We start from the raw sequence: 12,480 nt of genomic DNA on the forward strand, positions 1-12,480 counted from the left end.
TATTGGGCGAGTTTATCATTGTTCGTCGGCCGGAACAAATACGAACGCATGCCAGGCCTTATGGCAACAGGGTCTTAAGGGTGTCTTAAGGAACGGGGTGCGGGTGAGGAATGGGGTGACGAGGCGGCTGTTGGGGTGGGTGTTGGTGCGGGTGTTGCTCCGGGTGTTGCGGCGGCTGTTGAGGCGCTCAGAAATAAAGGCCAGGAAGGCGCGGCGGATTGCCGCGCCTTCTGGCCGCCTATTCAACGCCCGACACATGATCGCCGACGTTCGCCCCGAACACGCGCTGGCGCAGCAACGCGAGCTGGTCGCGCGTCTGGGCGGCCTTCTCGAATTCGAGGTTCTTCGCATGCTCCATCATCTGCTTTTCGAGCCGCTTCAGCTCCTTGGCAAGCTGCTTTTCGGACATGTCCTCGAATTTCGCGCGCGTTTGTTGTTCCTTCAATTCTGCACGCGCGTCGTCGACGTTGTACACGCCGTCGATAATGTCGCGGATGCGCTTGACCACCCCGCGCGGCGTAATGCCGTGTTCAAGGTTGAAGGCAATCTGCTTCGCGCGCCGCCGCTCGGTTTCGTCGATGGCACGGCGCATCGAATCCGTCACCTTGTCCGCATACAGAATCGCCTTGCCGTTCACGTTACGCGCCGCCCGGCCGATGGTCTGGATCAGCGAGCGCTCGGCGCGCAGGAAGCCTTCCTTGTCCGCGTCGAGAATGGCGACAAGCGACACTTCGGGAATATCCAGCCCCTCACGCAGCAGATTGATCCCGACGAGCACGTCAAATGTGCCGAGCCGCAGGTCGCGGATGATCTCGACGCGCTCAACCGTATCGATGTCGCTATGCAGGTAGCGCACCTTGATGCCGTGGTCGGCCAGAAACTCCGTCAATTGCTCTGCCATGCGCTTCGTCAGCACCGTAACCAGCACGCGGTCGCCCGCCGCGACGCGCTCGTTGATCTCGGCGAGCACGTCGTCCACCTGGGTGCGCGCGGGGCGCACCTCGATTTCCGGATCGACGAGTCCCGTCGGACGAACGAGCTGCTCGGCCACCTGCCCCGAGGTCTTCTTTTCGTAGTCCGCCGGCGTTGCCGACACGAACACGACCTGACGCATCTTCCGCTCGAACTCGTTAAATTTCAGCGGCCGGTTGTCCAGCGCAGACGGCAAACGGAAGCCGTAGTCGACCAGATTTTCCTTGCGCGCGCGGTCGCCGTTGTACATGCCGTTCAACTGGCCGATCAGCACGTGCGACTCGTCGAGCAGCATGATCGCGTCGGACGGCAAATAGTCGACGAGCGTAGGCGGCGGCTCGCCGGGTGCCGCGCCGGAAAAGTGCCGCGAGTAGTTTTCAATGCCCTTGCAGAAACCGAGTTCCTGCAGCATCTCGAGATCGAAACGGGTGCGCTGCTCGAGCCGCTGCGCCTCGACCAGCTTGCCCTCGCTGTAGAAAAATTCCAGCCGCTCGCGCAACTCGGCCTTGATGGTCTCCACCGCCCGCACGACGGTGTCGCGCGGCGTCACGTAATGCGATGACGGATAGACCGTGAAACGCGGAATTTTCTGACGCACGCGTCCGGTGAGCGGATCGAAAAGTTGAAGGGTTTCGACTTCGTCGTCGAACAATTCGACCCGCACCGCCATTTCCGCATGCTCGGCGGGAAAAATGTCGATCGTGTCGCCGCGCACGCGGAACGAGCCGCGCTGGAAGTCCGCTTCGTTGCGGTTGTACTGCATCGCGATCAGCCGCGCGATGATGTCGCGCTGGCCGAGCTTGTCGCCGGTGCGCAGCGTCAGGATCATCTGGTGGTATTCGGACGGATTGCCGATACCGTAAATGGCCGACACGGTCGCGACGATCACCACGTCGCGCCGCTCCATCAGGCTTTTGGTGGCCGACAGACGCATCTGCTCGATGTGCTCGTTGATCGACGAGTCCTTCTCGATGAAAAGGTCGCGCTGCGGCACATACGCTTCCGGCTGATAGTAGTCGTAGTACGAAACGAAGTACTCGACCGCGTTGCGCGGAAAGAATTCGCGGAACTCCGAGTAGAGCTGCGCCGCGAGCGTCTTGTTCGGCGCAAACACGATAGCCGGGCGGCCGAGCCGCGCGATGGTGTTGGCCATCGTGAAGGTCTTGCCCGAACCGGTGACGCCGAGGAGCGTCTGGAACGAGAGACCGTCCTCGACGCCTTCGACGAGCGTTTCGATCGCCGTCGGCTGGTCGCCGGCGGGCGGATACGGCTGATAAAGCTGGAACGGCGAGCCTTCGAAGCGGACGAATTTGGATTCGTCGAGCGCATCTTCGGCTTCTGTCAGATGTTGTTCGGACATGGGGGCGGCAGCGGCCTTGGGCAAAAAACTATTCTAACGGGTTGGGCAAAGTCGGATCGGGGGACGGACTGAACGGATCCGCGTAGGATCGCAGCGGCGCACCCGCCGGTCCCACACGCCGGTCCTTAGCCATTTAGCGACGCGCTGCCTGTTTTTCAAGCAAATAAGTCCCCCAGATGGACGTTATCGTCCTAAAAACGGTCGCAGATTCGTTACAATGCGAAGTTGCGCTCGCTTGCAGCTGTCCGCGTTTTGCGTCATCCGGCGCTTGCGTTTTGCATAAACGCAGCCGGCACGGTCGCGCAAGCTCGTAGCCGCCCTCTTTTTACTACTGCTGGCCACCCACCATGTCTCTGTTCTCCGCCGTCGAACTTGCTCCCCGCGACCCGATTCTGGGCCTGAACGAAGCCTTCAACGCCGACACGCGCCCCACCAAGGTCAATCTCGGCGTTGGCGTGTATTTCAATGAAGAAGGCAAGATTCCGCTGCTGCGCGCCGTGCGCGACGCGGAAAAGGCGCGTGTCGAAGCGGCGCTGCCGCGCGGCTATCTGCCGATCGAAGGGATCGCCGCCTATGACGCGGCCGTGCAAAAGCTGCTGCTTGGCAACGATTCGCCGCTGATCGCCGCAGGCCGCGTCGTGACGGCGCAAGCACTGGGCGGTACGGGCGCGCTGAAGATCGGCGCCGACTTCCTGAAGCGCCTGGAGCCGAACGCCAAGGTCGCCATCAGCGACCCGAGCTGGGAAAACCACCGTGCGCTGTTCGAAGCCGCGGGCTTCGAGGTGGTCTCCTACCCGTACTACGACGCGTCGACGCACGGCGTGAATTTCGACGGCATGCTGAGCGCGCTCAACAGCTACGCGGCGGGCACGATCGTCGTGCTGCACGCCTGCTGCCATAACCCGACGGGCGTGGACCTCAGCGTCGACCAATGGAAGCAGATCGTCGAAGTCGTCAAGGCGCGCAATCTGGTGCCGTTCCTCGACATCGCCTACCAGGGTTTCGGCGACAACATTGACGCAGACGCCGCAGCCGTGCGCCTCTTCGCCGCTTCGGAACTGAACGTGTTCGTTTCGTCGTCGTTCTCGAAGTCGTTCTCGTTGTATGGCGAGCGTATCGGCGCGCTGTCCATCATCACCGGCAGCAAGGAAGAAGCGACCCGCGTCCTGTCGCAACTCAAGCGCGTGATCCGCACGAACTACTCCAACCCGCCGACGCATGGCGGCTCGGTGGTCGCCGCGGTGCTCGCTTCGCCGGAACTGCGCGCCACGTGGGAAACGGAACTGGCCGAAATGCGCGACCGCATCCGTGCAATGCGCAACGGTCTCGTTGAACGTCTGAAGGCAAGCGGCGTGGACCGCGACTTCAGCTTCGTCAATGCACAACGCGGCATGTTCTCGTACTCGGGCCTGACGGCGCCGCAAGTCGACCGTCTGCGTGAAGAATTCGGCATTTATGCCGTCAGCACCGGCCGCATCTGCGTGGCTGCGCTGAACACGCGCAACCTCGACGCGGTCGCGAGCGCGATTGCACATGTGTTGAAGTAAAGCATTTTGCAAAGCGCTCACGGCGCTTTGCTTAGGCTGGATGGAGAAACGGCGCCCCGTGGAGGGCGCCGTTTCTCTTTGCGGCTCGGAATTCGCTCAGGCGGCTGTCAGCGCGAGTCGCGGTGAATGTCGTGTGTGACGAAGCCAGCGTCGTTGTCCGGCATGGCAAGCCAATCGGGCTGGGCAAGCGAATGGCGAATGTCATCCAGGCCGCTTTGCCAATGCTCGCGCATGGTCGACAGGCCGAACTGGAAGTCCTTGTAGTGCCCTTCGTATTCCTTCTGCCGGTAGATAAGATGAATCACGTTGTAGCGCTTCGAGCACGACAGGTCTTCGGCGAGCCGGCACCATGGGTCGTCGCGCTCATCCGGCGATACGCGGTCCAATACCTCGCGCAATACGTGCCGGAAACGTTGCGAGCGTTGTAGCATGTCGGTCACGAGACGCGTGCGGCTTGAATACTGAATATCTTTCATCCGCCCCTGCACGTCGGTGATGTTGTCGGGCACCGGCCCGATCGCGCTCCACAGGTCGACCTGGAACGCGAGCGTATCGCGCCGCGGCGTAGTCTGCACCACCTCGTAAAGCGGCGTGTTCGACATCAAGCCGCCGTCCCAGTAATACTGACCGTCGATTTCGACCGCCGCAAAGCCCGGCGGCAATGCGCCGGAGGCCATGAAGTGCTCGGGCCTCAGCGCGGTATGCGTATTGTCGAAGTACGCGAAATTGCCCGTGCCGCAATTGACCGCGCCTACCGATACGCGCATCTCCCGCGAGTTGATGCGGTCGAAGTCGCATAACCTTTCCAATGTCGCTTTGAGCGGTGCCGTGTCGTAGTAACTGGCGGCTTGCGGCGGCCCCGACACAGTCGGCAAAGGTGGCGGAAAGCGCGGCACAAAGAAGCCCTTTTGCCCCTCGACAAGCGCGCCGATCGCCTGGGTTGCAGTGAAAGCCTTGCGCACGGCGTCGCTGGAGTTGAAGAACGCGTGCTCGATAAACGCCGGCAGCGGCGGACCAAACGCCGGCTGGCAGATGGTCTCCCAGAATTGCAGCAGCCGCTCTACCCGCTGTTCCGGCGGATTACCCGCGATGATCGCTGTATTCAGAGCGCCAATAGAAATGCCCGCCAGCCAGTTCGGCTCGATGCCGGCCTCGTGCAGCCCCTGAAAAACGCCAGCCTGGTAGGCGCCAAGCGCGCCGCCGCCCTGCAGCGTGAGCGCGATCGTTTCGTAGTCCGGCAATTGAACGCGCCTGCCAGCCGCCGTGGCGGGCGTCGCGCCAGCGCCCGCGCCCTCCTCATTGCCCGGCGCACCGAGGCGCGCCTGCTTGAGATTGCGTTGCGCCATGCGCGCCTCCTTATTGCATGTACCAGCCGTGACTGACAATGAAGGATTGGCCGGTCAGTGCCGCCGTCGGGAAGGTGGACAGGAACAGCACCGTTTGCGCGACGTCCTCCACGGTGGTGAAAATGCCGTCGACGGTGCCGCCCAGCATGACCCGCTTGACCACTTCTTCTTCGCTGATGTTCAGTTCCTTCGCCTGCTCGGGAATCTGCTTGTCGACAAGCGGCGTCCGTACGAAGCCGGGACAGACGACATGTGAACGCACATTGTGTTTCGCACCTTCCTTGGCGAGCACGCGCGCGAGCCCGAGCAGCGCATGCTTGGCCGTCACGTAGGCCGACTTGAGCGGCGACGCCTCATGCGAGTGAACCGAGCCCATGTAGATGACGATGCCGCCGCGGTCGTCCTTGTACATGTGCTTGAGCGCCGCCTTGGTCGTCAGGAAGGCGCCGTCCACGTGAATCGCCTGCATCTTCTTCCAGTCGGAAAACGAATAGTTTTCGATTGGATTGACGATCTGAATGCCGGCATTGGAAATGAGAATGTCGACCGAACCGAGCTCCGCCGCCACTTTGTCAATGCCCTGATTGACCGCGTCTTCGTTGGTGACGTCCATTGCGATGCCGATCGCCTTGCCGCCGCCCTTCGTGATTTCTTCAGCGACGGCGTTCGCCCCGTCCTGGTTCAGGTCGGCAATCGCGACAGCCGCGCCTGCAGCCGAAAGGGTCAACGCAATCTGCTTGCCGATGCCGCTTGCGGCGCCGGTAACCACCGCGACCTTGCCATTCAGATTTGTGTTCAGTGACGACATCCAGAACCTCCATGCAGTTGATGAGCAATGAGACCACGAGCCGCGCGCAGCGTGAAGTCGGCCGAATGGCATAGGCGCTCTTAGGCGCTGTCCTATACCGTTCGGCCGAATGTTGCACTGCGGCCAATGCTGCTATTGTGCATGAACCGTGTGGGTTGGATCGGTAAAAAGCACGCCGGGGCTTATCTATTTAAACTAGGCGTTCTGACAGGGTTCCGGTCGCTTCACTTTCAGGAGAATTGCATGAAATATCGGCGTCTAGGCCGCTCCGGCCTGCAGGTCAGTGAATTGTCCATCGGCTCGTGGGTGACGTACGGCAATCAGGTCGATCATCGCGCGGCGCGCGAATCGCTCGCGGCCGCGCGCGACGCGGGCGTCAACTTCTTCGACAACGCGGAAGTCTATGCCGGCGGCAAATCCGAAGAAATCATGGGTCAGGCGCTCAAGGAACTCGCGTGGCCGCGCGTGAGCTACGTCGTGTCCACCAAGTTTTTCTGGGGACTCGAGGAGGCGCCCAATCAATACCACACGCTGAACCGCAAATATCTGCTGAACGCAATCGACTCATCGCTCAAACGTCTGCAACTGGATTATGTCGATCTGGTGTTCTGTCATCGTCCGGACCCGAACACGCCCGTCGAGGAAACGGTATGGGCCATGAGCGACATGATTGCGCGCGGCAAGGCGCTGTACTGGGGCACGTCCGAATGGAGCGCTGACGAAATCCGCGCGGCTTACGAGATCGCAGAGCGCCACCATCTGCACAAGCCTGTCATGGAGCAACCGCAATACAACCTGTTTCATCGCAAGCGCGTGGAGCAGGAATACCGGCGCCTCTACGAGGATATCGGTCTCGGGCTGACTACGTGGAGTCCGCTCGCATCGGGCCTCCTGACCGGCAAATATCGCAACGGCGTGCCGGCGGGCAGCCGCGCGCAGTTGCAAGGCTATGACTGGCTGCGCAAGCACGTCACCGATGAAAGCAAAAACAACGTGGTCGGCAAGCTCGGCGAAGTGGCCGACGAACTCGGCTGCACGGTGGGCCAGCTTGCAATTGCATGGATTCTGAAGAACCCGCACGTCAGCACGGTGATTACGGGCGCGTCGCGCGTCGAGCAGATCGGCGAGAACATGAAGTCTGCCGAGGTTGCCGATCGGATCACGCCGGAGATCAAGGAGAAGATCGAAGGCATGATCGGCGACACGTACGACTGACCGGGCTGCAGTGCACTGCGGCGGGCTGCGTTTCGCGCGCGCCCGCGGCGGGACCGCGTCGGAATCGCGCTCGCGTGGCGCATGAACATGGCGCGAAGGCTTCCGCGTGGCGGATCACGGCGCGACGCAACGAGCCGGCGCGAAGGCCGCCGCGCGGCTAGTCATGGCACGCCGCAGCCGCCCGCGCGGTGTACGTCGCGTACAATACGCGACCGCGCTCCGCTGCGGCGCTCGTGCCGCCATGCAGCGGCATTGCATCCGCATCGCCGGTTCGGGCCCGGACGGCACGCCCTCTTTCAGCGTCTTCTCATATGCTCAGCTACCGCCACGCCTTTCATGCAGGCAATCACGCCGACGTCCTCAAACACGCGGTCGTATTGCAGCTATTGCGCTACCTCGGCCAGAAGGACAAAGCCTACTGGTATATCGACACGCATGCCGGTGCGGGCGTGTATTCGCTGAAGGAAGGCTACGCAGTGAAGACGGGCGAATTCCAGACAGGCATCGCAAAGCTGTGGGAGCGCAACGACCTGCCTCCCCTCTTCGCCGAGTATGTCGACGAAGTCGCCGCACTTAATCCCGACGGCCAGTTGCGCTTCTACCCCGGTTCGCCGTACATCGCCTGGCGGCAGTTGCGCGAGCAGGACCGGATGCGTCTTTTCGAGCTGCACAGCACGGAGATCGATGTGCTGCGCCACAATTTCCGCGATGCGGGCCGTCGCGCGATGCTGTACGCGGGCGACGGTTTCGACGGCATTCTCGCCTTGCTCCCCCCGGCGCCGCGCCGGGCGCTGGTGCTGCTCGATCCGTCGTACGAGGACAAGCGCGACTACGCGCGCACGCTTCGCTGCGTCGAAGAAAGTCTGAAGCGGTTTCCGACCGGCACCTACGCGGTCTGGTATCCGCAGGTGAAGCGGCCGGAGTCGCAGCGCTTTCCTGAACAGCTGAAAAGGCTGCAGGACCGTAACTGGCTGCATGTCAGCCTGACCGTCAGCAATCCGCCGGCAGACGGCTTCGGCCTGTTCGGCAGCGGCATGTTCATTCTCAATCCGCCATACACGCTGCCAAAAATGCTGAAGGAGCAGATGCCCTGGCTCGTGAAGACGCTCGGCGAGGACAAGGCCGCGCAGTTCAAGGTGGAGTACCGCGGCGACTGAGTCGCGCCGAGGGCACGCGCGGCCGGGCGCGCGCCCTTACCGCACACGTACCGCGCACTTACTTCAGCTCTGCAGCCGCCTTGCGCGCGAAGTCGTTGGTGTAGGTCGCGTTCAGGTCGATCTTCTTCGGATCGAGCCGGCTGTCGAACGACGCCAGCGCGCGCAGCGAAGTCGCCGGGCCGTCGGCGGGCATCAGGCCGTCGGGCGAATAGGCGTCGCGCACGTTGTGGAAGGCCTCCACGTATAGCGCGGAGTCGTTGAGCAGATACGCCGGCGGGACCATCTTCAGCAGATCGGCATCGCTTGCGGTCTGCAGCCAACGATCGGCGCGCACGATTGCATTGGCGAGCGCCTGCGTCGTCTTCGGATATTTCTGGATGAAACTTTCCGGCGCATAAAGCGTGGCGGCGGGCATCGTCCCGCCGAATACCTCCTGCGTTCCCTTCACGGTGCGCGTGTCGACGAGCACCTTGATTGCGCCGCTGCGCGTGAGCTTCGTCATCATCGGATCGACATTGGAAAGTGCGTCGATCTGTCCGTTGCTGACCGCCGCCAATACCGTTGCACCGCTGCCCACGCCGATCGCCGCAATGTCGCTGCGCTGCACGCCGGCCTTGCGCAAGGCGACCGTCAGCACCAGATCGGTCGACGAACCCGGCGCGCTCACGCCCACCTTCGCCCCCTTGAAGTCCGCGAGCGTCTTGATCTTGTCCGCCTTCGAAGTCAATACCGCGACGACGATCTGCGGCGCGCGGCCCATCAATACGAAGGCCCGGTAGCGTTGACCCTTGGCCTGCATGAAGAGTGTGTGCTCGAAGGCACCGGCGCCGACATCCGCGCTGCCGCCCACCACCGCTTCGAGCGCTTTGGAGCCGCCCGCGAAATCTTCGAGCGTGACCTGGAGGCCTTCGTCCTTGAAATAACCCAGTTGCTGCGCCGTCAGTACGGGCAAATAGTAAAGACCGGGCAGGCCGCCCACGGCCATCGTCAATGTCGGTTTTTCAGGAGTATCTTTCGCAAAGGCTTCGCCATGCAGCGTGGCCACGGCAAAAATCGCGGCACAGACGCCAGCGGCGCGCCGCATCCAGTGAGAGGGCATTTGTCGTCTCCTTTTTGTATTGTCGTTCGATGCGGTGGCCAGGCCGGCTATCGTGCAGTCCGGACGGTGGACGAGAGGGACCGCCTGAAGATTGTCCTCGCCCGCCGCGGGGCGCGCCATGCGCCCAAACCCGAATGACGGCGCCGCGGCGCGCGTCGGCATGCAACCGGGCGGCGACGAGGCCGCTTGCGCTATTGATGGCGCGGCGCCAGCACCGGCTGGCCTTGGGGCTGCGCCGGCGTTCCACCGACTGGCAGTTGGATATAAGGCGCGACGACGATCGGCAATGACGGGTTCGGCGCCAGTTCGACAGGTGTCGCAATGGGTTGCGCTTCGACGATGGGCTGCCGCGAAAGCGGCGCTGTCTGCAAGACCGTGCCGCTTTGGCCGTCGCTGATCCCGCTCTGCGTATCCAGAATCACGGGCTTGCGGGTATTGCTCGAAGCGGCGAACACGTTCGGCCCGGCACAGGCCGTGGCCACTGAAACGACGATGAGCGCTGCCGCGGATTTGAACCAGTGGATTAAAGACATGGGCGGACCGGTTTAAGTCGGCGAGGCCGGATTGCGCGGAAAACGTCTTACCTTACCGCGACGCGCGCGCGGAGGCTAGTCGATATTCGCCATGTCGAGTGTCGGGTAGGCCAGCGGACAATTCAGGACGCCAGATGTGACAAAGCCCCGCGGAAACGGGGCTTGAGACTGAACTACGCGGTACTGCAACTGGCTGTGCCGACCGCGAGGTCTGCGCAGCCGGTGAAACTCACAGCGAGTAGCCGTTGGTTTCCAGCGAGCGGATACGCTGTTCCAGCTGGACGATGTCCGACGACGAGGCCAGATAGGCTTCACGGCGGTCGCGTTCAGCGGTTTCAAACCAGGTGCTCAGCTTTTCAAGGATGTATGCAAACATGATGTTCTCCAAGGATCAGAAATGAATCCCCGGTGGATTGGGCATCAGGGATTTCCCGTAAAAGGGTTAACCCGTATTATAGGCTGATGGTGCAACCGCGCCAGTGAAATGCTCGCATGGTGGGCATTCCATTTCGGAATGACGCACCATGTCGGTGCAATCAAGTCTTTGTTTTCATGGCGTTGTTCCCATATTTCATCAAGAGGCACAAGTACCCGTCGCCGAATTATGCACAACAAAAGTGCATCGCGCGTGGTTGCACCTTCCGTTGTCTGTCAGCCATTCTCCGCCTCCTACGCATGCCTCCCGCAGTTCCCGCTCTCGGCTTCATAAACGCTGTCCGCGTGCGCGAGTCTCTCGATAATCGGACAATCCGGGCGGTCGTCGCCGTGGCAGTGGTGGGCGAGATGCGCCAGAGTGTCGCGCATCTCCGTGAGTTCCGCGATGCGCCGATCGAGCTCCGCCACATGATCGAGCGCGATCGCCTTGACTTCCGCGCTCGCGCGCGTGCGGTCGTGCCATAGCGCGAGGAGCCGCCGAATATCCTCCACCAGGAAACCCAGCCGGCGCGCCTGCCGAATAAACCGCAGCGAGTGCACTTCCTGCGGGCCGTAAACCCGATAGCCCGCGCTCGTGCGAGCTTTTGCCGCCAGCAGACCAACACTTTCGTAGTAGCGAATCATCTTCGCCGTGACGCCCGACGCGCGGGCCGCTTCGCCAATGTTCATCATGTTTCCCGATTGATTGGGCAGATCGTACACCTTCCCATGATGGGAAGGTCAGCCACTTAAATCCGGTCCGACAGGCATAATTCAACTGTCGCAACGTCATTTCCCAGGGCAATTCCGATGAAAACTGAATTCGAGGTTGAAGGCATGAGCTGCCAGCATTGCGTGGCCGCGGTCACGAACGCTATCCGCGAGCACGACGACGCGGCGCAGGTGCAGGTGGACCTCGCGGCGGGCCGAGTCGTCGTCGAATCGACGCAATCTGTCGAGGCCCTGAAGACCGCCATCGATGACGCCGGCTACACAGTCAAAGGCGTCTTGCCGGATGCTGCACGCGGCATAAGCAACGGCGCCCCGCGCTAGGCGGAGGCGGTCATGTTCAAGGTCGCCGTGATGGGAGCGTCGGGCCTGCTCGGCCGCGCTATTGTCGACGAACTGGCCGGGCAGCCTGACTGGCAGGTCGTCGGCACTGCGTTCAGCCGCCCGACGCCAAACACTGTGGTGCTGGATGTTCGCGAGGCGCGGGCAATCGAGCAGTTTGTCGACCGGGAAGCACCCGATGCGCTGGTGATCGCCGCCGCCGAGCGCCGCCCCGACGTGTGCGAGCGTCATCCGGAACTGGCCCGCGCGCTCAATGTCGACGCGGTGCACGCAATTGCTGCCGCCGCGCATCGGCGCGGCGCGTGGACGCTTTCGATTTCCACCGATTACGTTTTCGACGGCACGCGTCCGCCCTATCGGCCGGATTCGGAGCCCGCACCGCTCAACGCGTACGGGCGCAGCAAGCTGGAAGGCGAGCGCGCGCTGGCCGCGGCGACCGACTTCGGCTGCGTGCTGCGCTTGCCGCTGCTGTACGGGCCTATCGTCGATTGGGCGGAGTCCGCCGTGACGAGCCTCGTGCCGGCGATTGCCGCCTCCGCTGCGGCCGAGGGCAAAGCGGCTCCCATGGACGCGTGGGCGATCCGCTATCCGACCTTCACGCCCGACGTTGCATTCGTGATCCGGCAAATGCTCGAGCGTCACGCCAAGGGCAATGCGATCCGCGGCATCGTGCATTGGTCGGGCGACGAGCCGATGACCAAGTACGAAATCGCCGTGCGCCTTGGCGAAGCGCTGCAACTCGACGCGCGGCTCACCCCGCAACACACGCCGACCGATGCGACGCCCCGTCCGCATAATTGCCACCTTGCGTCGGACCGGCTCGAGCAATTCGGCATCGGCCGGCGCACGCCGTTCGACACTGCGATCCGCGAGGTGCTGGCCGCCTTTCCGTGGCGCGGGGGGGCGCCGGCATGACGGCGCACAGAGCGAGGTTGTGAAGAGCCGCAAGCGAAGGCCG

12 protein-coding genes are annotated in these 12,480 nt (G+C 62.6%); 5 read left to right on the forward strand and 7 right to left on the reverse strand.

Going from position 1 to position 12,480, the window contains the following annotated elements; genetic code table 11:
* Positions 1 to 238 precede the first annotated feature (238 nt).
* Entirely contained in the window at positions 239 to 2,332 is a 2,094-nt protein-coding gene (uvrB, locus tag ACEN8U_RS25645; protein WP_309583324.1) for an excinuclease ABC subunit UvrB, read from the reverse strand.
* Between the two features lie 347 nt (positions 2,333 to 2,679).
* Between uvrB and ACEN8U_RS25650 the strand changes: the two genes are divergently transcribed.
* The gene (locus ACEN8U_RS25650; protein WP_310112231.1) at positions 2,680 to 3,879 is read left to right on the forward strand and encodes an amino acid aminotransferase; all 1,200 of its coding nucleotides are present in this window, start codon (positions 2,680 to 2,682) and stop codon (positions 3,877 to 3,879) included.
* A gap of 107 nt (positions 3,880 to 3,986) precedes the next feature.
* On the opposite strand, the gene ACEN8U_RS25655 is transcribed toward ACEN8U_RS25650, so the two are convergent.
* Entirely contained in the window at positions 3,987 to 5,225 is a 1,239-nt protein-coding gene (locus ACEN8U_RS25655; RefSeq protein ID WP_013587821.1) for a DUF3734 domain-containing protein, read from the reverse strand.
* 10 nt (positions 5,226 to 5,235) lie between these two features.
* Positions 5,236 to 6,033 carry a 3-hydroxybutyrate dehydrogenase gene (locus ACEN8U_RS25660; protein WP_013587820.1) on the reverse strand — a complete coding sequence of 266 codons (798 nt, stop codon included), beginning with the start codon at positions 6,031 to 6,033 and terminating at the stop codon, positions 5,236 to 5,238.
* 243 nt (positions 6,034 to 6,276) lie between these two features.
* Here ACEN8U_RS25660 and ACEN8U_RS25665 point away from each other — a divergent pair, with 243 nt between their 5' ends.
* On the forward strand, positions 6,277 to 7,248 hold the full coding sequence (locus ACEN8U_RS25665) for an aldo/keto reductase (protein WP_310112228.1): 972 nt from the start codon (positions 6,277 to 6,279) through the stop codon (positions 7,246 to 7,248).
* 311 nt (positions 7,249 to 7,559) lie between these two features.
* Positions 7,560 to 8,405 (forward strand): 23S rRNA (adenine(2030)-N(6))-methyltransferase RlmJ, encoded by an 846-nt coding sequence (locus ACEN8U_RS25670; RefSeq protein WP_310112226.1) that lies wholly within the window; start codon positions 7,560 to 7,562, stop codon positions 8,403 to 8,405.
* 58 nt (positions 8,406 to 8,463) lie between these two features.
* Here the strand turns inward: ACEN8U_RS25670 and ACEN8U_RS25675 are convergent, their stop codons facing one another.
* The 4 genes from ACEN8U_RS25675 to cueR all read right to left on the reverse strand — a co-directional run bounded on the left by ACEN8U_RS25675 (position 8,464) and on the right by cueR (position 11,141).
* Positions 8,464 to 9,504: an ABC transporter substrate-binding protein gene (locus ACEN8U_RS25675; RefSeq protein WP_310112223.1), complete on the reverse strand. Its 1,041-nt coding sequence runs from the start codon at positions 9,502 to 9,504 to the stop codon at positions 8,464 to 8,466.
* 191 nt (positions 9,505 to 9,695) lie between these two features.
* Positions 9,696 to 10,037, reverse strand: coding sequence for a hypothetical protein (locus ACEN8U_RS25680; RefSeq protein ID WP_310112219.1), 342 nt, complete (start codon positions 10,035 to 10,037; stop codon positions 9,696 to 9,698).
* Positions 10,038 to 10,266: 229 nt separating this feature from the next.
* Positions 10,267 to 10,413, reverse strand: a complete 147-nt coding sequence (locus ACEN8U_RS25685; RefSeq protein ID WP_006053111.1) for a DUF3563 family protein — start codon at positions 10,411 to 10,413, stop codon at positions 10,267 to 10,269.
* A 293-nt stretch (positions 10,414 to 10,706) separates the two neighbouring features.
* Positions 10,707 to 11,141 carry a Cu(I)-responsive transcriptional regulator gene (gene cueR, locus ACEN8U_RS25690; protein ID WP_310112299.1) on the reverse strand — a complete coding sequence of 145 codons (435 nt, stop codon included), beginning with the start codon at positions 11,139 to 11,141 and terminating at the stop codon, positions 10,707 to 10,709.
* Between the two features lie 120 nt (positions 11,142 to 11,261).
* On the opposite strand from cueR, the gene ACEN8U_RS25695 reads away from it, so the two are divergent.
* Together ACEN8U_RS25695 and ACEN8U_RS25700 are read left to right on the forward strand one after the other, a co-directional pair.
* Positions 11,262 to 11,504 (forward strand): heavy-metal-associated domain-containing protein, encoded by a 243-nt coding sequence (locus ACEN8U_RS25695; protein ID WP_013587813.1) that lies wholly within the window; start codon positions 11,262 to 11,264, stop codon positions 11,502 to 11,504.
* Between the two features lie 12 nt (positions 11,505 to 11,516).
* The gene (locus ACEN8U_RS25700; protein ID WP_310112218.1) at positions 11,517 to 12,437 is read left to right on the forward strand and encodes an SDR family oxidoreductase; all 921 of its coding nucleotides are present in this window, start codon (positions 11,517 to 11,519) and stop codon (positions 12,435 to 12,437) included.
* Positions 12,438 to 12,480: the final 43 nt, after the last annotated feature.

Source organism: Paraburkholderia phenoliruptrix (assembly GCF_047325075.1).
GTDB classification, from domain to species: domain Bacteria; phylum Pseudomonadota; class Gammaproteobacteria; order Burkholderiales; family Burkholderiaceae; genus Paraburkholderia; species Paraburkholderia phenoliruptrix.

What these genes read in the sequence shown, in the direction of transcription:
- ACEN8U_RS25680 (WP_310112219.1), bottom strand. Translation starts at nt 10,037, where the DNA reads ATGTCTTTAATCCACTGGTTCAAATCCGCGGCAGCGCTCATCGTCGTT.
- ACEN8U_RS25695 (WP_013587813.1), top strand. Translation starts at nt 11,262, where the DNA reads ATGAAAACTGAATTCGAGGTTGAAGGCATGAGCTGCCAGCATTGCGTG.
- uvrB (WP_309583324.1), bottom strand. Translation starts at nt 2,332, where the DNA reads ATGTCCGAACAACATCTGACAGAAGCCGAAGATGCGCTCGACGAATCC.
- ACEN8U_RS25655 (WP_013587821.1), bottom strand. Translation starts at nt 5,225, where the DNA reads ATGGCGCAACGCAATCTCAAGCAGGCGCGCCTCGGTGCGCCGGGCAAT.
- cueR (WP_310112299.1), bottom strand. Translation starts at nt 11,141, where the DNA reads ATGAACATTGGCGAAGCGGCCCGCGCGTCGGGCGTCACGGCGAAGATG.
- ACEN8U_RS25670 (WP_310112226.1), top strand. Translation starts at nt 7,560, where the DNA reads ATGCTCAGCTACCGCCACGCCTTTCATGCAGGCAATCACGCCGACGTC.
- ACEN8U_RS25665 (WP_310112228.1), top strand. Translation starts at nt 6,277, where the DNA reads ATGAAATATCGGCGTCTAGGCCGCTCCGGCCTGCAGGTCAGTGAATTG.
- ACEN8U_RS25660 (WP_013587820.1), bottom strand. Translation starts at nt 6,033, where the DNA reads ATGTCGTCACTGAACACAAATCTGAATGGCAAGGTCGCGGTGGTTACC.
- ACEN8U_RS25685 (WP_006053111.1), bottom strand. Translation starts at nt 10,413, where the DNA reads ATGTTTGCATACATCCTTGAAAAGCTGAGCACCTGGTTTGAAACCGCT.
- ACEN8U_RS25650 (WP_310112231.1), top strand. Translation starts at nt 2,680, where the DNA reads ATGTCTCTGTTCTCCGCCGTCGAACTTGCTCCCCGCGACCCGATTCTG.
- ACEN8U_RS25675 (WP_310112223.1), bottom strand. Translation starts at nt 9,504, where the DNA reads ATGCCCTCTCACTGGATGCGGCGCGCCGCTGGCGTCTGTGCCGCGATT.
- ACEN8U_RS25700 (WP_310112218.1), top strand. Translation starts at nt 11,517, where the DNA reads ATGTTCAAGGTCGCCGTGATGGGAGCGTCGGGCCTGCTCGGCCGCGCT.